The 19951-nt window shown below is 52.2% G+C and carries 12 protein-coding genes; 10 read left to right on the forward strand and 2 right to left on the reverse strand.

Going from position 1 to position 19951, the window contains the following annotated elements; all coding sequences use genetic code 11:
* The first annotated feature begins 41 nt into the window (after window positions 1–41).
* The 9 genes from KIH39_RS09675 (at window position 42) to KIH39_RS09715 (ending at window position 13524) form a co-directional block, all read left to right on the forward strand.
* The gene (locus KIH39_RS09675; RefSeq protein ID WP_213499128.1) at window positions 42–899 is read left to right on the forward strand and encodes a LysR family transcriptional regulator; all 858 of its coding nucleotides are present in this window, start codon (window positions 42–44) and stop codon (window positions 897–899) included.
* Window positions 900–1005: 106 nt separating this feature from the next.
* Window positions 1006–1959 (forward strand): aldo/keto reductase, encoded by a 954-nt coding sequence (locus tag KIH39_RS09680; protein ID WP_213499129.1) that lies wholly within the window; start codon window positions 1006–1008, stop codon window positions 1957–1959.
* A gap of 281 nt (window positions 1960–2240) precedes the next feature.
* The gene (locus KIH39_RS09685; RefSeq protein WP_213499130.1) at window positions 2241–3878 is read left to right on the forward strand and encodes a DUF1549 domain-containing protein; all 1638 of its coding nucleotides are present in this window, start codon (window positions 2241–2243) and stop codon (window positions 3876–3878) included.
* Window positions 3879–3900: 22 nt separating this feature from the next.
* On the forward strand, window positions 3901–5187 hold the full coding sequence (locus tag KIH39_RS09690) for a DUF1501 domain-containing protein (protein WP_213499131.1): 1287 nt from the start codon (window positions 3901–3903) through the stop codon (window positions 5185–5187).
* On the forward strand, window positions 5184–6287 hold the full coding sequence (locus KIH39_RS09695; protein WP_213499132.1) for a WD40 repeat domain-containing protein: 1104 nt from the start codon (window positions 5184–5186) through the stop codon (window positions 6285–6287). The genes KIH39_RS09690 and KIH39_RS09695 overlap by 4 nt, the downstream gene beginning before the upstream one ends.
* Window positions 6288–6532: 245 nt before the next feature.
* Window positions 6533–8512, forward strand: coding sequence for a DUF4214 domain-containing protein (locus KIH39_RS09700; protein ID WP_213499133.1), 1980 nt, complete (start codon window positions 6533–6535; stop codon window positions 8510–8512).
* A gap of 109 nt (window positions 8513–8621) precedes the next feature.
* On the forward strand, window positions 8622–11096 hold the full coding sequence (locus KIH39_RS09705) for a carboxylesterase family protein (RefSeq protein WP_213499134.1): 2475 nt from the start codon (window positions 8622–8624) through the stop codon (window positions 11094–11096).
* 311 nt (window positions 11097–11407) lie between these two features.
* The gene (locus tag KIH39_RS09710) at window positions 11408–11788 is read left to right on the forward strand and encodes a hypothetical protein (protein WP_213499135.1); all 381 of its coding nucleotides are present in this window, start codon (window positions 11408–11410) and stop codon (window positions 11786–11788) included.
* Between the two features lie 191 nt (window positions 11789–11979).
* Complete coding sequence (locus KIH39_RS09715; RefSeq protein WP_213499136.1) at window positions 11980–13524, forward strand: DUF1559 family PulG-like putative transporter; 1545 nt, start codon at window positions 11980–11982, stop codon at window positions 13522–13524.
* Window positions 13525–13584: 60 nt separating this feature from the next.
* Here the strand turns inward: KIH39_RS09715 and mgtA are convergent, their stop codons facing one another.
* Window positions 13585–16260 carry a magnesium-translocating P-type ATPase gene (gene mgtA / locus KIH39_RS09720; RefSeq protein ID WP_213499137.1) on the reverse strand — a complete coding sequence of 892 codons (2676 nt, stop codon included), beginning with the start codon at window positions 16258–16260 and terminating at the stop codon, window positions 13585–13587.
* Between the two features lie 137 nt (window positions 16261–16397).
* Window positions 16398–17507, reverse strand: coding sequence for an HD domain-containing protein (locus KIH39_RS09725; RefSeq protein WP_246539629.1), 1110 nt, complete (start codon window positions 17505–17507; stop codon window positions 16398–16400).
* Window positions 17508–17761: 254 nt separating this feature from the next.
* Between KIH39_RS09725 and KIH39_RS09730 the strand changes: the two genes are divergently transcribed.
* Window positions 17762–19831: an ABC transporter permease gene (locus KIH39_RS09730; RefSeq protein WP_213499138.1), complete on the forward strand. Its 2070-nt coding sequence runs from the start codon at window positions 17762–17764 to the stop codon at window positions 19829–19831.
* Window positions 19832–19951 lie beyond the last annotated feature (120 nt).

A 19951-nucleotide genomic window follows, 5' to 3' on the forward strand; every position in this document is an offset into this window, starting at 1 on the left:
CATACCATCTATGAGCAATACTGATCGTTGGAGAATAGGCCATGCCCTTTTACGTCGATAGCCTGCAGTTAAAAAGCTTCATTTCCATCGCGGAAACGGGAACCTTCAGTCAGGCCGCCCAAACGGTGGGACGAACGCAGTCGGCCTTGACCCTGCAAATCCAGAAGCTCGAAGCGCAACTGGGTTGCCCGTTATTCGATCGCAGCAGTCGTCGTGTCAGCCTGACTGAGCAAGGGGAAATCTTCCTCGGCTACGCAAAGCAGATGATTCAATTGCAATGGGAAGCGATCAGCCGGTTAAAAGAGCCCGATGTGAAAGGAGAGATTCGATTCGGTACACCGGAAGATTTTGCCACGCACTATCTTCCCGATGTGCTGGCCAGTTTTCGGCAGCATCACCCGCGCGTGCAATTGAACGTCCGCTGCGATCTGACTTTGAATCTGATCGACGGATTTCATCGCGGCGAATACGACGTGATCCTGGTGAAGCGCGATCCCCAGCGCGTCAAAGGCGGCACTAAAGTCTGGCGTGAGCCATTAGTCTGGGCAGCCGCCGATCACTATCGCTTCGAAGACCCTCTATCGTTGGTCCTTTCCCCTCAACCCTGCATCTATCGGGATCGAGCGGTGGCCGCGCTGAAAAGAGCCAAACGGACATGGAACATCTGCTACACCAGCCCCAGTCTCGCGGGAACTATCGCTGCAGTGAAAGCGGGCTTGGGAGTGACGGTTCTTCCTTCGCATATGATTCCGGCCGGGATTCACCCGTTACGCAAGGATGCGAAACTGCCCCATCTGGCCGATGCCGAAATTGCGCTGATGAAACGGGAAGAGCTTCCGAAAATTGCGGAGATGTTCGCGGAACATATCGTCCATAGTTTGGAAAGCAAGGGGGGTTGAGGCCACTGTAACTTCGCCGGCTTTTGCCCTCGCACTGCCCTACCACCTTGCGGGATAGCCTTACTGTCCATAAGCCTATGTTCATTCTTACTTACAGAGCACTCGCATGATCGAAACCATTTACAAGCCGGGCACCCTGCCGCATCGCATTCTGGGCAAAACCGGGGTTTCCGTATCCCTCATTTGTCTGGGCGGCTGGCATATCGGTTCTCTCGAATCGCTGGAAGCCATTCGTTTGATGCACCGAGCCATCGATGAGGGGATCGATTTTTTCGATAACGCCTGGGACTACCACATGGGCGGTAGCGAAACCGTCATGGGCGATGCTCTCGCGATGGACGGTAAGCGGCAGAAAGTCTTCCTGATGACCAAAAACTGTGCTCGTGATGCCGTTGGCACCCGGCAACATCTGGAAGACAGCTTGCGCCGGCTGAAGACCGATTGCATCGACCTCTGGCAGTTCCACGAATGCAACTACGACAATGATGCGGAATGGTTGCTGGAGCGAGGCGCCTTGGCGGAAGCGATCAAAGCAAAGAAAGAAGGCAAGGTCCGTTTCATTGGCTTCACCGGGCACAAGTCCCCCGATATTCATCGGAGCGTTTTGGACATCTATCCCGACTGGGATTGCACACAATTCCCCATCAACGTCTGCGATCACTTCTATCGCAGTTTCGAGAAGAAGTTTTTGCCCGTGCTACGCGAGCGCAATATCGGTGCGATCGGAATGAAAAGTTTAGGGGGTGGCGCGGGCGTTCGCGGTGCGGAGTTCACCTTCAATAAAATTTGCGATCCGCGCGAGGCCCGCCGTTATGCCCTCTCGCAGGACATCCATTCTCTGGTGGTGGGTGTCGATTCCGAGAAAATTCTGGAGCAGGATCTGGCGATTGCCCGAGATTTCAAGCCGATGACCGAAGCCGAGATGAATACTCTACGGCAGCAGGTGAAAGCTATTGCGGGAGACGGTCGACACGAGCTATTCAAATCGACTACACTGCACGACGGCCCGTACCATCGTGAGCAGCACGGGCTGGAAAAACTGGTCGCCACATTGAGCTAAATATCCTGTGCTCAGATCCTGATTGTCCGCCGATTCGACACGCCTTCGGTGTGGAGAATCGTGGCTTGCGATGTTACCAATGGATCAGATTTAACGATTGACCCACGACACGATAAATTTTACTCAGATCAATCCCCGCCCTTTACGGCTTTTACCTTCTTGACATTCCCCGCCGACGACGATATTCTCTTGTTTGCTAGTTTGATCTCCCGCCGGATTGCTGAGCTGTCTGGGCTCGTTCAATCTCTCTCCTTCCAACCAGACTGTAAAGTAGATCCCTCATGCACAACCCAAGGTGCATTCGGTGGATTTTCCTGGGCCTGACCGTACTGCTGTACCCGGCAGTAAGCTCTGCTGCGGAATCTCTCAATAGCCGAATCGACCAGTTTATCACCGAGGGCTACGGGAAATTTAAGCAGGAAGTTTCACCCCGATCCGACGATGCGGAATTCCTGCGAAGAATTTATCTCGATCTGCTTGGCCGTATTCCTTCTACCGCAGAAGCACGCGCGTTCCTGGAGGATCGCCATCCTCGCAAGCGCGAACGCCTGATCGATCGACTCCTGGCGAAACCTGAACATGCCCGGCACCTCCAACAAGTTTTCGATGTGCTGTTTTTGGAGCGTCGAGCCGATGAAAAAGTCCCCCGCGCAGCCTGGGAAGAATTTTTGTTACAATCCTTAGCCGCCAATAAGCCTTACGATCAGTTAGTTCGGGAGTTACTCTCTACCGATGGTGCAGACCCGAAGACGCGTCCGGCCGCGAAGTTTCTGCTTGAACGCAATCTCGAGCCAGTGCTGTTGACACGCGATATCTCCCGAATTTTTCTCGGACGTAATTTGCAATGCGCTCAATGTCACGATCACCCTCTCGTAGATGATTACAAACAGGAAGATTTCTATAGTATTCAGGCCTTCTACAACCGGGCATTTCTCTATCCCAACGCCCAAACTGCAACCGCTGTCATTGCGGAGAAAGCCGAAGGAGAAGTCTCTTTCGTCAGTGCGTTCGATCCCAAAAAGACACAAAAAAGTTCTCCCCCACGAGTTCTGATGGGTCGATCCTTCAAGGATCCCAAAGTGGAGAAAGGGAAAGAATACAAAGTCGCTCCTGCCAAGGATGTGAAGCCGATTCCGGCGGTCAGTCGCTTTGCGAAGCTAGCCCCCGCTATCACGGGATCCGACAATCCAGCCTTCGCACGCACGGCTGTCAATCGGATTTGGGCGCAATTGATGGGCCGCGGTCTGATTCATCCGTTGGACTTCGATCATTCGGGCAATCCTCCCTCGCACCCGCAACTGTTGGAAATGCTGGCAGAAGAATTCGAGGCTAAACAATTCGATGTTCGCTGGCTAATTCGGGAAATCACGCTTAGCGAAAGCTATCAACGCTCGAGTGAGTGCAAATCGGGAACTCTATCTCCCGATCATCTGGATCGATATCTGGTGGCAAACTTAAAACCGCTTTCTCCCGAGCAATTGGCTTACAGCACCTTGCAGGCGACGGGCTTTACGGACACTGTGAAAGCGTCTCTGGGAGCCGAAGTCGCGGAACCTGTATTGCATGGCAAACTGGCCCCTAATGCAACTCCGATCATTAGAATCTTTGCGGCTCTCCCCGGAGAGCCGCAGGATGGTTTTGCCTCCACGCTCGACCAGACCCTGTTTGTCAAGCACAACGGCAGCGTGAGAAATCTTCTGAATGCTCAACCGAACAATCTGCTCGATCGCTGTCTCAAAATGCCGGACAACAGCGCGGCCACGGAAGAAATCTTCCTCGCGGTGCTCACCCGTTATCCGACGGCCGCGGAACGTGCTGCAATTGTTCACTATCTGACCTCCTCAAAAGAACGTTCTGTCGCCTTTTCCGACGTGATTTGGTCCCTGCTGGCCTCCAACGAATTTCGTTTCAACCATTGATTCTCTGGAATCGAAGGGAACTATGCGTACCTGCACTTATGCCTGTGAAAGCGATGCCCACTTGCTGAACCGGCGGGGTTTTCTTGGTGCCTCGGCCAGCGGCTTGGCCGGATTATTGGGATATACCAACCTGACCACCGCCGCCGCGGAATTGAACAAAATTAATAAGCGAATGCTGGTTATCTTTCTCGCAGGCGGGGTCAGCCAGTTGGAAACCTGGGATCCCAAACCTGGCACCGACACCGGCGGCCCATTCCGGGCAATTCCAACAAGCGTTCCCGGCATTCACGTCTCCGAATTACTGCCGCAAACCGCCAGGCAGATGCATCGCATGTCGATTGTTCGCGGAGTTAACACCGCCGAAGATGAGCATGGACGAGGCGAGATCATCATGTTGACCGGCCGGCGACCTGAAGCGGGCATTCAATATCCTCACATCGGGGCCGTGACAGCGAAACTGCTGCAACCGGGCAATGCAGAACTGCCGGGCCACATTCATATCAGCCCCAGCGCGGGGAGTTCCTTCAACAAGGCCGATGCCGGTTTTCTCGGGCCGCAGTTCGCTTCGGTGACACTCGGCGATGGCAAACCGCCCGCCGACCTTTTGCGGCCCTCAGGTCTAACCCACGATGCGGATGCTTCTCGCGAATCGCTTCGTCAGATGCTCAACGACAAGTTCGCAAAATCGCGCCGCTCGGCTCAGACCGATGCCTATGCTTCGTCCTACGAACAGGCAGCGAAGGTCGTGGCGCGCGCGGATGTCTTCGATGCTTCCAAAGAAGATCCCAAGGTGGCCGAGCGTTACGGCAAGCACGATTTCGGCCGACATATGCTGCTGGCCCGGCGGCTCCTGGAACATGGCGTGCCTTTTGTGAAGGTGACCCATAGCAATTACGATACTCACCACGAAAATTTCGATTTTCATATCGAACAGTTGGGCGAGTTCGATCGTCCGTTCGCAACGCTGCTGACCGATCTGTCGGAGCGGGGATTGCTCGAATCGACGCTCGTCGTCGTGATGTCCGAATTCGGTCGTACCCCCCGAATCAACGAACGCTACGGACGGGATCATTGGTCGAAAGCCTGGAGCGTAGCTCTCGCCGGCGCGGGCCTCAAACCCGGTTCGGTGGTCGGAAAGACCAACGCTAATGGTACCGCTGTGACGGAACGGGAAGTGAACGGCGGGCACCTGTTCCACACCTATCTGAAAGCATTGAAACTGAAGTCCACCGCTAATTTTTATCCGGATGATCGACCGGTTCCCATCGCCGATCCTAAAGCTTCTTCCATCGACGAGATCCTGGCATGATTCCCAGTTTACGGGCGGTCGTTCAGCAGCTTCCCAAGTTCAAGTTCAATCCTCACGTGCACTTGGAACTGAAGTATTCCCAGCCGTTGATCGCCTGCCGATTCGATCCCTCAGGCCGGTATCTGTTTGCAGCCTCCCAAGACAATACCATACAACGGTTCGATCTCCTCTCCGGAGGGGTCACGCCGCTTCTGGGCCATAGCGGTTGGGTACGAGCTTTCACTTTTGTGGGTCAAAAAGTGAATCCGACTCCCGTCCTGCCGTTCGGCTATCATGCTGTTGCAGGAGGATTGGAGGTGGGGACCGAGGCACTGCGCACCGCTCCCCCCTTCAAGTTGGTATCCGTGGACACTTACGGACAAATGTTCTGGTGGGATGGGAATACGACCGATCCTAAACCGATCCGACGCATCGATGCACATGCGGGTTGGGTACGTGCGGTCGCCACCAGCCCGGATGGTCAAACCATCGCGAGTGTGGGAAACGACAATCTGGTGAAGCTTTGGAATGCCGCGGATGGTACCGCGAAAAGTACACTTTCGGGGCATACCAGCCATGTTTACAACGTCGCGTTTCATCCCACAGAGAAGCGGTTGGTTTCCGCCGATCTTCATGGAATTATCAAGGATTGGGATCTTACGAATGGCAAGTCGGTACGCGAATTAGATGCGAAGATCCTCCACAAATATGATTCCGGATTCATGGTGGACATCGGCGGGGCTCGTGGTATGGCTTTCGACGATCGAGGGGAAACTCTCGCTTGCACGGGGATTACCAATGTTTCGAATGCGTTCGCCGGAGTCGGCAATCCTCTGGTGATCCTCTTCAACTGGAAGCATGGCAAGGCCACCCAATTGAAGACGAAAGAGGCTTATCAGGGCACCGGGTGGGGTGTGAATCTGCACAATACCGGGATCGTGATTGCCGCAGGCGGGGGAGGCGATGGCCGTATCTGGTTCTGGCGGCCGAGCGACGCGAGCAATTTTCAGACTCTGGTCGTGCCTACCAACATCCGCGATATGGCCGTGCATCCGAGTGGGAAGTACCTGGCAATCGCGGGATTCAACGGATCAGCAACTGTTTATGGATTGTTTTCGTGATTTCTTGCCGATCTGGCACACAATTTTCAAATCATCCCCTGAAAATAAACCTTGGCAATTGCCCAAATTAGCGAGATTGCCTTTGGATAAATTTACTGCCAAGAAAAATGCCGGAATATCTTCCGCCTCTCGCCCAATATGACGGCCGTGGAACACCTTTGGTATTTTTTTTTAGCTCATTTCATTCAGGTTTCCGGCGCGCGTAGAATTCTTCGTTAGTATTCTACCACTCATTCGAGTAACGTATGACCCCCCTCAATTTCTCTCGCAAACAAAATCAATCGGTCCGAAATATCAAAACCATGCTCCGCAGTCGATTGAGCTGCACGCCGCTCGAAGACCGCTGCGTTCCAGCGACTTTTCTGGTGAACTCCACAGACAATACGCTGGATTCGACGATCACGGCCTCGCACATGACCTTGATGGACGCAATCAGTGAGGCCAATGCAACTCCCGGATCGAACACCGTAACTTTCGATCCTTCCCTGTATGCCAACGGTGCGGCCACAATTCCCACGGAATTAACCATCTCAGGAAACGTCACCATCAGCGGTCCGGGTTCTGGGAAAATCGTTCTGAAGGCTCCGACTGGCACCAGTTCCCTGCCGGCTAACGTTTTCAACGTTTTAGAAGGGGCCACAGTGGAACTCGATGGCCTCACCCTAAGCAATGGCACCGGCGCTAACGTCACCACCCCGGTTCAGGGAACGACTCTAGTGGGTGGGGCAATCAATAATTTCGGGACACTGACGGTGAACGACAGCACCTTCACCGGCAACTCCAGCGGCATTGGGGGCGCGATCTACAACATTGGAAATTTGACCGTGGCCGATTCGACCTTCAACAGCAACCAGGCACTGCAAGGTCCCGGTGGAGCGATCTATTCCAACTACGGCACGGTTTCCATTTCCAATTCCACTTTTGTATCGAACACGGCAACGAACACTTCCACTGGCGGTTCGCTCAGCTCGGGTGGAGCGATCTACAGCAACGATACGACGACCAGCATCGTAAACTCGACGATTACTGAAAACAGTGCGACTTCTGTGAATAGCGGACAGCCAGCCGTAGGGGGTGGACTCGGATTCGCCGGGGGCACAGTCTCGCTCTACAACTCTATCGTCGCTGGGAATACGGTGAGCTCCTCTGCGAGTTCCAGTTCCCAACCCGGCGACATCGATGGGACACTCTTGAATAGCAGTTCCAACAGCATTGTCGGTACCGATCCAACGAGCGGTAATCTCGCCGGCGGTCTGACGAGTGGAACAAATGGAAATATTGGTCTGCAAAATTCGACTGCAACCAGCGGCGCGATCACAGCCGATCTCTCCCAGATCTTTGGCAGCAATACACTCCAGAACAATGGCGGACCGACCGATACAATTGCTCTCGGCGCTAATAGTCTGGCTCTAGGTGCGGGCTCCACGCAAGTTCCCGGATACGTGGCTGTCGATCAGACCGGACAGACCCGAAGCTCCCTGACACCCGACATCGGGGCGTACCAATCTTCACCCGCGGCCTCTCAAAGTCCCCTCGCCCCGGTCGGTGTTCCTACCACTTTCAGCGGCATTTTCGCTCCCGAACCCAGTAGTGACGGTAATACGGCATTTGTGAAAGGACTTTATCAGTCACTTTTGAAAAGAGCCGGAGATAGTTCGGGTATCGCGGCCTGGGCCGCCGATTTGGACGCGGGAATTTCTCGTTACAAAGTCACCGAAGCCTTCATTAACTCGACGGAATATCGGACCGATGAAGTCACGACCTTCTATCAAACTCTACTCAATCGCGCTCCCGATAGTACAGGTTTAAATTACTTCGTAGGCCTGCTTCAGAATGGGGACGATGAAAGCGATGTGATTTCGCAGATCGTGTCTTCGCCAGAATTTACCTCTTCCAATTCCAGTACTCAGCTCGTCAATAAACTCTATCAGGCCTTACTGGGACGACCAGCGGACGCCGGGGCGGCGGGTTGGATCAACGCATTGAACCTGGGAGTTACTAGTCCCGGGGCGGTCGCGACAGGAATTTTGGAATCGGCAGAATCTCTCAATTCGATCATTCAGGCCAACTTCAACAGTTTTCTGGAACGCGCTGCCGATCCCAATGCCGTGAACAGTTATTCTCACGAGTTGCAAAACCATCGAATTACCTTTGGCGATCTACAAGCCAATATCCTGGCATCGAATGAATTTTATGGGGACGCACTGGCTCACTTGAACTCCTAGTCACCCAGTTCTGATGTGAGATGCCAACTGGTTCGAAGTGTGCCCATTCACTTCGAACCACTATAAAACATCCAGAGAAGCACGGTATATTCTCCTCCTGGAACTATTGATGAACTTTCCTCCGTCGCAATATTTGCTCCTGCTCTTTTCGTTTCTCGCCTTACCAATTGGATCGTTGGCTGCAACACGAGCGGAGGAATCTCCATCGAAAGAGATCCTCCTCCAGGACGCTCTGGTGCTGCGTCCCCTCAGCCGAGGAGCACGTTCCCCCATCCATATCGATCCAATCGAATACGAATTAGTGAACGGCCGGTGGAAGGCTCCCCAGGCGGGCGATCCCGTTCAAGGCCCCAATTCGAAACAGAACTGGGAAGCTGTCAAGGTAAAGGAAGGTCGACTGCAACACCCCGCATTACAGGGTGGCTATCTCTATTGGAGCGTGAATTCCGATAACGAAAAAGTCATGCTGCTCGAGGCCGCCGGCCATTCCCTGGTTTACGTCAATGGTGAACCGCGAGTCGGCGATCCTTACTCTAACGGCATCTTGCGAATTCCCATTCTGCTAAGAAAAGGGAACAACAATTTTCTTTTTGCGGCCGGTCGAGGGTCTTTGAGCGCCAAACTTGTCCCAGTGCAGAGTACTGCTCTCCTGAGTGATCGCGACCCGACCCCGCCCGACTACATTCTCGGGGAAAATTCAGCTCTTTGGGGCGGAGTTGTCGTCATCAATGCGGGCACGAAAGTGCTCGATGCGGATTTGGAAGTAACTTTGAATTTGGAGAAACCACTTCGACAAAAATTGCCTCGCATCGAAGCTCTCAGCGTTCGGAAAGTGCCTTTTCAGCTGCCTGCCCATGCGGAGAAGCTGGAGAAACCGAAGTTGACTCTGCGTTTAGTCCCCTCTGCACTCGAGGAAAAAGCGATTCCGGCCCCGATCCAGTTCGATCTGCAACAGAAGAACCCCACGGAATTGCATAAGCGGACTTTCATCAGCCAGATTGATGGAAGCGTTCAATACTATGCGGTTCAGCCCGCTAAATCTTCAGAAAATAAAGAAGGCGCACCCGGTTTGATTCTGACTCTACACGGAGCCGGCGTTGAAGGAATGGGTCAGGCAGCGGCTTACTCTTCAATTCCAGGTGTTCATATCGTCGCGGCCACCAATCGCCGCCCGTTCGGTTTTGACTGGGAAGACTGGGGTCGTTTCGATGCCATCGAAGTTTTGGAATTGGCGCAAAAGTCGTTGAAGACCGATCCCAGGAGAACTTACCTCACCGGACATTCCATGGGCGGCCATGGTACCTGGCATGTGGGAGTCACTTTCCCGGACCGTTTTGCCGCGATTGCCCCGAGCGCGGGTTGGGTGAGCTTCGCCTCCTACGGGGGAGGCCGTCGTTCGACGGAAACGACCCCCATGCAAGATCTACTGCTACGAGCCAGCCTCCCAAGTCAGACTCTAAATTTGAAAAACAATCTCTCGCAACTCGGCGTATACATTCTGCACGGCGATGCCGACGACAACGTGCCGGTCGACCAGGCCCGTACTATGCGAAAGGAACTAGCAGAGTTCCATCCCGATTTCGTCTATTACGAACGCCCCGGAGCCGGCCACTGGTGGGGCAATCAATGCGTGCACTGGCCGCCGTTGATCGATTTTCTGATACACCATGAACTGCCCGATCCCCAGACGCTCCCAAAAATTGATTTTGTCACCGCCAGCCCGGCCATCTCGGATCGCTATCGCTGGGTCACCATTGAAGCACAAATCAAATCCTTTGAGCTGAGCTCGGTGCAATTGAATTTTGATCCCAAGGAAATGCGAATCCAAGGAAACACCAAAAATGTCGAACGCTTGACCCTGGATCTCCGCTCTTTGAAGGCCGCAGGCAAAATCCAGATTCGGTTGGACGGTAGCAAACTGGAAAACTTGAGCCTGCCCGACAGCAAAAAATTGACTCTGATCCGCGATCAGCAAACCTGGAAGCTTTCCGAACCAGCTGGTCCGGAAATCAAGAATCCGCAGCGATCTGGCCCATTCAAGGAAGCTTTTCGCAATCGGATGGTGTTCATTTACGGGACGAAAGGAACCTCGGAAGAAAATGCCTGGTCGTTCGCTAAAGCCCGTTATGATGCCGAAACCTTCTGGTATCGAGGAAATGGCTCGATTGAAGTCATCTCGGATTCCGCTTTCGATCCGGCGAAGTATCCCGATCAAAATGTGATTCTCTATGGCAATGCGGAGACGCACGGCTGCTGGAAGTCCTTGCTCGGCGACAGCCCGGTTCAAGTCAAACGCGGCCAGATTGCAGTAGGGAAGAAGGATGCATCGGGAGAGAACCTCGCCTGTCTTTTTGTCCGACCGCGCGCCGATAGCAAATCGGCTTCGGTAGGAGTTGTCAGTGGCACCGGCCTTCCGGGCCTCCATCTCACTGAACGAATACCCTATTTCAGCTCTGGCGTGGAATTCCCCGATTGCACCATCCTGGATACCGAAATGCTACTGAAGGGCTCCCCCGGAGTCCGAATGACCGGTTTCTTTGATAATTCCTGGAGTGTGGACAAGGGGGAATTTCTCTGGAAATAAACCTGGCTGACGCCCTGCCGGGTTCTCATAAATTTTATGAGAACAACTCATCGGACTTTCCCCGGCAAAGTGACAGCCAGGGTTGTTTTAATATAAGCTCCGCCTTATTCGAAAGGCGACTTTTACGCCTGGGTAATCTAAGTTTCTCATCTCTTAAAATCGCCTTACCAAACTCCCAACTCGCCTATGAGAATTGAAAATCAAACTGTATACTTAGGAGCGAATTGCCGTATTAATCGATAGGCAATATTAGATTCGGAGAATGCGTTAGCCCAAGTGGCTTTCAAATTCCCATTACAAGGATGTGGTAAATGAAAAAAACAATTCTAGCAGCGGCCACTTTCGTAGCCTTGCTCACGGCGGGCGATTCGGCCCGTGCGCAAAGCATCGGTTTTGGCATCGGCATCGGACGACCAGGCGTAAACATCGGTATCGGCTACGGTGCCTATGGATACTATCCCCCCGCCCCCGTGGTTGTCAGCCCCGCAGTCGTCGCGGCACCAGCTCCAGTTGTTCAAGTTCCGGCGGTTTCCGCGGTTCCGACTACTCAAGTCGTTACTCCCGTGGTGGTGACCCAACCGACCGTGGTTGTTCAACCCGCAGTCGTGGCGCCGCCGGTAGTTGGTGTCGCGGTGATCGGTGGCGGATTCTATCGTCGGCCTTACTACTACGGGCCTTATCGCCGTTGGTGATAGTCTTGTCATGAAAAGCTCGACTTGGTTACGCGTAACTCAGTCGAGCAATTTGTCGAGTCATTGAATCCCCACCGCTCATCATTTTTTGCTTAAGCTCGATCTCACCAAGCTTGATATAAGCACTCAAATTCACGACTCCTTTTTCATAGAATCCCCTCACATTCAAGTCCCCTTAGTGAGGTTTCGCTATGGTCTCCCGATTATTGATCGCGACTGTCTGGCTGTGCATCCCCGTCCTTTTGAAGGCAGAGCCACCCGATACTTTTAAATATGTGGGGTCCGACTGCCTGGGCTTCGTTCACATTGAACTGCAGGAGATCATCAAAAGTAAACCGGTTCAAATGATCCTAAAAATTGATGGCCGAAGAGGGCAGAAGCTCGAAGTCTACGATGCCCAGTTTGGATTAGGTGGTAGCGGTTGCCTGCGAGCTACCGGAGTATTGCAATCCGTGGAAGCAATATTGGCAAATGAAAGATCTGCCCCGGAATTCTTCACGGTCATGAAAGCAGTCAAACCGATCGACAAAGCAAAAGCGTTTGCTTCCGTCAAAAATCGAGATACCGAGGATTTCTTCGAAACCAGTTTTGAAATGAACGCCTATTTTCCTGACCAGATGACCCTCATTCACGGGATCAAAACCATTCTCGGCCCGATTAAAACTGGCACTTACCCTTTACAAAAAGGGAAGATGGAACCTTTCTTCGAAGAGGCCGCGAAGCACCACATTTTCGCGGCGGGTGATCTCAGTAAGTTGCCCGAGTTCGCAACTAAACGCATTCCCCAACCTCTGTCGGCGTTGACTCGAGCGAAATCGGCGAGCATTGCCATCGACATCCCCGGAGATATTTTGCTGAAGGCGAACATAGCCTGTGGGGATGAAAAAGATGCCATGGCCTTGAGCGAGATTGCTGAGGCCCTACGGTCGGAATTGGTTACTTTCATCCGAGCAGAAGAAGAGGACCAATTGAAGCAAACCAAGGGACTCGCCAAACCGATCATCGAGGAATTAATTGCCGGCCTGAAGAGGATGAAGATCGAGGTTCAAGGCAAAAATCTGCGCATGAGCACCACGCTCAAATCCAATTTTTTCACGGAGGAATACGCGGAGAAGGTCGTGAACTTCGTCGTCGAGAGCGCCTCGGAGATTCAGGAACAAAATAACTTGAAGATGATCTCACTAGCCATGCTCAATTATGAAAGTGCTTATGGCACTTACCCGGCCAATGGGTTCAGTAGCAAACAAAAGCCTCTGTTGAGTTGGCGAGTCGCCATATTGCCTTATGTGGAGGGAGGGAATCTCTACAACGAATTTCATTTGGATGAGCCCTGGGACAGTGAGCACAATAAAAAGCTGATTCCGAGAATGCCGAAGATTTTTCTGTTGCCCGGTCAAAAAAATGAAGGCAAGACGCACTATCGAGTCTTTCAACAAAACGGCAGCATGTTCGAAAATGACAAAGGGAGTACGATTGCCTCCATCACCGATGGAACCTCTAACACGATGTTGGTTTGCCCGATCAAGGAAGCAGTAGAATGGACCAAACCAGACGAGCTGATCTTCGACCCTAAAGGGGAAGTAAAAAAACAGCTCTATTTCCGGGACGGGAAAATTAATGCCTGTTTCGCCGACGCCTCCATTCGAAAATTTTCGGACAAGATTAAGGAGACGACCCTGAAGGCATTAATCACCAAGAATGGAGGAGAGGTATTACCCGCGGATCTCGACAAATAGCATCGCCAGCTAATGAATCGGGATTCCCTTGAAGTGGGGGAATCCCGAGCTTTATTCCACTCAGATCCACTTCCTCTTCAACAACCACATTTTGACGAATTGCGTCAGCATCACATAGGTGAGCAAAATCACCACCAACAAGGGCCAATAGAGCCCCGGCAAAGGTTTGAAGCCCAGGTAATCTCCCAGCAACGTGTAGGGCATCGCGACTCCCAGACACATGATGATTGCGGACATCACTATCAACGGCCAGGAGGCCAGGCTCTGGAGGAACGGTATGCGGTTTGTACGAATCACGTGAATGATTAAAGTCTGGGTCAATAAACTCTCCACAAACCAGCCGGTCTGAAACAAACTTTCGCTGTAGGCGGCTTCTTCGGGCGTAGCGATATTCCAGCAACCGAACAAGTAAAGCATTATGAAGAACGTGGCATAGTCGAAAATTGAGGAACAAGGGCCGATAAACAGAATGTAGCGTGTGAGCTGACGGATATCCCAGGGGCGCGGCCGTTCGACCTGTTCCGGATCGACTTCATCCGTGGGTATCGCCGTCTGGCTGATGTCGTAAAGCAAGTTGTTGGCCAGAATCTGAATGGGAGCCATGGGCAGATAGGGCAGAAAGATACTGGTTCCCAGCACACTGAACATGTTCCCAAAGTTACTACTCGCTCCCATGCGAATATATTTGAGAATATTCGCGAAGACCTTCCGACCTTCGATCACCCCTTCTTCCAGTACCATCAAGGACTTCTCCAGAAGGATCATATCAGCCGATTCCTTGGCGATATCCACAGCCGTATCGACGCTGATGCCAACATCCGCTGCACGTAAGGCCGGTGCATCGTTAATCCCATCCCCCATGAAGCCGACTGTGTGATTGCGAGATCGCAGTGCAGTGATAATGCGTTGTTTATGGGCTGGCGAGACGCGTGCGAAAAGTGTGGTCTTCTCCGCCGTTTCTGCCAGTTCGCTATCCGATAGTTTGTCGACGTCCGTTCCCAGCAACACAAAATCCGTCGCCAGTCCCACTTCCTTGCAGACCTTGCGGGACACAAGTTCGTTATCTCCTGTAACGACTTTCACGCTGATTCCATGTCCCTCGAGGGCTTTTAACGCAGTCTTTGCCGTATCCTTGGGTGGATCGAGGAAAGCCACATAGCCGTTGAGAATGAGATCGGTTTCATCCTGTTTCGAATAGGGTGTGGAGTGCTGCGAGCCGGCCTCTCGCGGTGTGAGATCCTTGCTGGCAATCGCGAGAACTCGAAAGCCATCGGAGCTCAGTTGTTCGTACTCTTCTTTCAATTCTTGGATGAACATATGTTCCATGGGGTAAAGTTGTCCATCCAGTTCGAATTGCTTGCAGCGGGCAAAAATCTCTTCGGGAGCCCCCTTACTAATAATGCGATCCTTGTTCTCTGGAGTGCGCACCACCACCGACATAATCCGTCGTTGAAAGTCGAAAGGAATCTCATCCACTTTCTGAAAATCGGGGATATGGGCATCACTTTGAGTGTCGGTGTGGGCTAAAATCGCGCGATCGAGGACACTTTTCAAACCCGTCTGGAAGTGGCTATTCATATAGGCCAGGGCCAGTACACCCTCGTCCTCCTTCAGCACCACGTCGCAATGCTTCTCGAGAATGACGTGATCCATGGTAAGTGTTCCGGTCTTGTCGGTACACAAGACATCCATCGCCCCCAGATTTTGGATAGCATTAATTCGCTTCACGATGACCTTTTTTCGGCTCATCGCGATGGCTCCCTTGGAGAGACAGACGGTCACTATCATGGGAAGCATTTCAGGTGTCAGACCGACTGCCACGGCCAGCGCAAAGAAAAATGCTTCGCTCCAATTATGTTTGGTCAAGCCGTTGATCAGAAATACTAGTGGCACCATTACCAGAATGAATCGCAACATCAACCAGGTGAAGCGGGCGACACCGCGATCGAAGGAAGTCTGGGTGACTTGTTCGGAAAGCGTCTCCGCCATACCTCCCAGAAAAGTATCTCCGCCGGTGGCTACCACCACACCCGTGGCCGATCCGCTTTCCACGCTCGTTCCCAAAAAAGCGATACTGGTAAGTTCGATGGGAGCGGTCGTGGCCGGATTCTTTTCGACTTCAAATTTTTCGACGGGAAAACTCTCCCCGGTCAACGAACCTTGAATGACGAACAGATCCTTGGCCTCGATGATGCGGACATCCCCTGGAATCATATCGCCTGCCGCAAGTTTCACGATGTCGCCGGGTACCAGATCGGAAACGGCGACTTCCTTCGGCGCTCCATCGCGCAGGGCCGTAGCCGTGACGGATATCATGGCTTTGAGTTTGGCCGCCGCACTATCGGCCTTGGCTTCCTGAAACAACTTCAGCCCGACCCCCAGTACGATCATGAGGGTCATTACTATCCCAGCCCGCATATCATCGGTCGCAAACGAAATGGTGGCCAGAATAGCCAGCAGAATTACCAGCGGGTTTAGCACGGCGTGCCAGAGAAGTTTGCCAAAACCGCCGCGCTGATCTTTGGCCAGGATATTGTGTCCATGCTCTTGAAGGCGAGCCTCGACTTCCTGCGAGCTCAGACCGTTTTCCTGAGTTTTAAGCCGATCGAAAAGCGCAGCTTTATTCAGGGAAGCCGAGTCGACGACAATCTGGGAAACTTTAATCGTCGGTTTCTCGCGTTTGATCGCGGAAAACAGGTTTTTGAAACTGACAGGTCGCTCTTTCACGCCAGCCATGTTAGCTGCTCCTGAGAACTGGGCACCCCTTCATGGATATTCTCAGATGCTTTCACTGGCCCGGAGAAATCACTAAAAGAATTGCTTGAACAAAAAAGCGAGTTCAAAACGCATTCGATGCGATTCAGGTTCAAGGCTCACTCATTTTCCAGAGCGATTTGCTGGAGATAGGCAAGTGCTTCCTCGACAGTTCCCACTTGAGCACCGGGCACACGCCCTCCCCGATCCAGTTCTTCGAGAAGCAGGAGATCTTCAAAATCGGGCGACTGCTCGAGACGAAGCTTGGAGCGATGTCCAAGCGTTCCCGCTTTGTACGCATGAGCCTGCATGTGATGCTCTATCAGAAATTCGGTGCGCGGCGTGATCAGCCCTTTTAAAGCGTCCAGTCCCGAACCGACATGATCGTCCGGGTCGATTCCTTTGCCGACATCGTGCAATAGAGCCGCGAGCAGAAATTCTTCGTCGTAGGGTCGGCTATTCTTCGCCAGCTCAAACACCTGGAGCGAGTGATAGAGCACATCTCCTTCGGGATGGTACTTCGCCCCCTGCTTCACTTTTTCCAACGGGGTGAGCAGCAACTTGAAAAAAGGATAAGGATCCTCAATCTCGTCCGATTCGAACTCCAGGCTGAGTTCATCCAGATTCTCTTCGGGGTACTCGGCCTTCAGAAGGATTTCCAGCTCGCGAATCGAGGCCCGCTCGATTGCTTTGCCAGTAATCGAGCTTTTGAAAACGTAGTGAGCCTGATTCTCGGCGTAGACGGTCAGTTCAAAATTGAATTTGTCGAAGACGTGGATATGAGTGAAGATTCGCGCCTCGTTGTGTTTGACGACTTGCTTGCGTTCCACATCGAAGGTGTAACCTTCGGATTCCAGCACGGCCGTGATTGGTTCGATGAAATCACTGAACAGGTGGAGATCGATATCCGAGCCTTTGCGGACATGGCCGGTCATGACCGAACCGATCAAACGCGGCTTAAATCGACAGAGCAACCGCATCAGCTTCAAAGCCTCGAATCGCATGGCTTTGAGATTATCCTTGCGGCTTTCTCCCTCGTGTATCCGAGCAAAACTCTGAATTAGATCCCGAATTTCCGCATTCGAAGGGAGGTCATTGGGCTTCACATCGCCACGACAGAGTCGTTTGGCCGCCTTTCGCTTGGCGGTGAAGTACTCTGATTCCTGGCGACTGTACATCAAACGGGCGGCTTCAAAAGCGATAGCGTGCCGTAATCGAACATCAGACATGGTGTTATGCGCGGATATTATCAGCCCATTTCGTGCCGCGCGGGGCTTATTTTCAGTATATCCCCAATCGAAGCCCGACATGAGAGAGAATTGGAAATTTTTCGAGACCATCAGGAAATTCGTGGCATGGCTTTCGCGAACGCGGTATCCTTCGAACTCGGAAATTAATTTGAAACAGCGGATAGGCTCACGCGTCCTTTTAACAGGTCCCCTGCACTGAATTCCCAGCGGTTGTATTCGTTCGTAGAGAAAATATGGCTATGACCGATCAGAAGGAACGACTCAGCTTTCTATTCCTCTTCGCGGGTGCTTTGAGCCTGCTCTTTCTTTGGGGACAAATCAGCACTCCACTATTCACGATTTTTTTCCTGGTCTGGACCGCCGTGCTGGCAATAGTGGTACGGGCGGGCGCATTACCCCTGGTGGGACCCGTACTGATTTACGATCTCATCCGCATCGGACGGCGAAAAGGGAATTTCCGGATGCGCACCCTCTTCGCCCTCGGTTTAGGCCTCCTGGCGGCCTGGCTCTATTACGACACGACTCACAGGCTCGAGGTGACTTATCGTGGAGGATCGGTCCCTTTACGGGCTCAGGCGGAAGTCGGTCAAACTCTTTTTGCTTTCGTCATTATCGTGCAATTTTTTCTGATTTCGATCATGACGCCCGGCTATGTGGGTGGGGCGATTGCTGAAGAAAAGGAACGTAAGACGCTGGAATTTCTGCTGGCAACCGACCTTCGCAACCACGAGATTATTTTCGGCAAACTCGCCAGCCGGGTGGCTAATCTCCTATTGTTCGTTCTGGCGGGCCTGCCAGTCATGGGAATCGCACTAATCCTGGGAGGGGTCGATCCCGATCTGTTAATGCTCTGTTATGCTGTCACCCTGATTACGCTTCTCAGCCTTTCAGCCTTAAGTATTTTTTGTTCGGTTATCAAAAAACGCGCTCGCGATGGCATCAGTTTCACGTACTTTGTGATGTTGAGCTATTTGTTACTCACTTTCGTGCCTTTTATTTTTATTGGGGGCCCTTCAGCCATAAGTGTGGAATACAAGTTCCTGGGCTTCGCAGTTCGACCGTTTGAGTGGTTCAATTCTCTGGCTTCCGGAAATCCGGTCTGGCAATTCGCGTTGTTTATGTTCAAGACTCGAGGTGGCGGAATGGGGGTACGCTCCGCATCGCTACTGTGGGAGATTTTGGAAAATTACACTCTGTTTCATTCGTTGATCATTTTCCTTTGCCTGGGCTACAGTGCCTGGAGATTGCGAAGCATCTCTTTAGCACAACTTTATAACCCTTTACAAACTCGTAATTGGTTTTGGAAAAAAATTCGGACAAGACCCATCCCTTCGCATCCTCCGGTCGGAGACAACCCGATGTATTGGAAGGAAGTGCATGTTATGGGATCGGGTCGGAAAAGATTAAAAGGCGGATGGCGATATTTGATGCCGATTCTGTTTTCGTTCGCCGCCCCTGCGTTTATTGCTGCAACTATTCTATATCCAAAATTCCAAGCGATTGATCGATTCGATTGGCGGTTTTTTTTTCTCGATCCCATCTTTCAGTCCGAAATGGCTCGATCGATGAATACCTACATCCGCATGGTCGCTATCCTGGGTATAAGCGTATTATTGTTGCGAATTTCCGTGCGATCCTCGGGACGCATCTCCGGCGAGCGTGAACTAAGTACGCTCGACGAATTACTCACTACCCTACTTACCACCCGTGAGATCCTTTGGAACAAATGGCTGGGAAGCGTTTTCGAAATGAAAAGCATCTGGATCTTTTTGATCTCGACCTGGGTCATTGCAGTATTCTGCGATGCTCTCCACTGGATGATGGTACCGTTACTAATCTTTTACACTTTTCTTTATGCCTTCGGTTTCGCCGGACTGGGCTTGTACTGCTCCATCAAAGCCCGAAATTCAAATCGGGCTACTCTTTCGGCCATTTTTTGGGGCCTGTTTCAAGGCGGTTTGGTCATTCCTCTGATCTATGCCCTCCTTACCGCATTGGAGTATCAGTTGACTTTTCTGGATAAGGTGGTGGATGGCTTCTTTGAATTCGCCGGGCCCTTCTCGCCCCCGGTGACGATCTTTTTCCTTTGCATGGCCGATCCCTGGGAGAATGAAAGTTATCGAAATACAAAATCGATCGGTAACGATCTATTTTTGGTACTTGCCGGGCTGGCCTTGAGCACCATCGCCTGGTTCGTTCTCTCCTATATATACTGGCTTCTGATCACGCGACGCTTCAACAAATTAGCCAATCGGGTTCCTTACTCGCCCGAAAATCCGACTCTTCAGTCGACCAACGATTAGCTCGCTTCACTGGAATACCCTCCCAGTTACTGGAGGGAAGAAAAATCTCTCTGTCCAACATCTTGAATATCGGGCAGGTGTTAGCACATTTTTGTTGCCGAAACTTTCGGCTCGGAGTAA

It is taken from the genome of Telmatocola sphagniphila (assembly GCF_018398935.1).
GTDB lineage: Bacteria > Planctomycetota > Planctomycetia > Gemmatales > Gemmataceae > Telmatocola > Telmatocola sphagniphila.

Excerpts from the sequence above, each read along its gene's own strand:
- KIH39_RS09685 (WP_213499130.1), top strand. The coding sequence starts at position 2,241 with ATGCACAACCCAAGGTGCATTCGGTGGATTTTCCTGGGCCTGACCGTA.
- KIH39_RS09680 (WP_213499129.1), top strand. The coding sequence starts at position 1,006 with ATGATCGAAACCATTTACAAGCCGGGCACCCTGCCGCATCGCATTCTG.
- mgtA (WP_213499137.1), bottom strand. The coding sequence starts at position 16,260 with ATGGCTGGCGTGAAAGAGCGACCTGTCAGTTTCAAAAACCTGTTTTCC.
- KIH39_RS09715 (WP_213499136.1), top strand. The coding sequence starts at position 11,980 with ATGGTCTCCCGATTATTGATCGCGACTGTCTGGCTGTGCATCCCCGTC.
- KIH39_RS09700 (WP_213499133.1), top strand. The coding sequence starts at position 6,533 with ATGACCCCCCTCAATTTCTCTCGCAAACAAAATCAATCGGTCCGAAAT.
- KIH39_RS09710 (WP_213499135.1), top strand. The coding sequence starts at position 11,408 with ATGAAAAAAACAATTCTAGCAGCGGCCACTTTCGTAGCCTTGCTCACG.
- KIH39_RS09695 (WP_213499132.1), top strand. The coding sequence starts at position 5,184 with ATGATTCCCAGTTTACGGGCGGTCGTTCAGCAGCTTCCCAAGTTCAAG.
- KIH39_RS09725 (WP_246539629.1), bottom strand. The coding sequence starts at position 17,507 with ATGTCTGATGTTCGATTACGGCACGCTATCGCTTTTGAAGCCGCCCGT.
- KIH39_RS09675 (WP_213499128.1), top strand. The coding sequence starts at position 42 with ATGCCCTTTTACGTCGATAGCCTGCAGTTAAAAAGCTTCATTTCCATC.
- KIH39_RS09730 (WP_213499138.1), top strand. The coding sequence starts at position 17,762 with ATGGCTATGACCGATCAGAAGGAACGACTCAGCTTTCTATTCCTCTTC.
- KIH39_RS09690 (WP_213499131.1), top strand. The coding sequence starts at position 3,901 with ATGCGTACCTGCACTTATGCCTGTGAAAGCGATGCCCACTTGCTGAAC.
- KIH39_RS09705 (WP_213499134.1), top strand. The coding sequence starts at position 8,622 with ATGAACTTTCCTCCGTCGCAATATTTGCTCCTGCTCTTTTCGTTTCTC.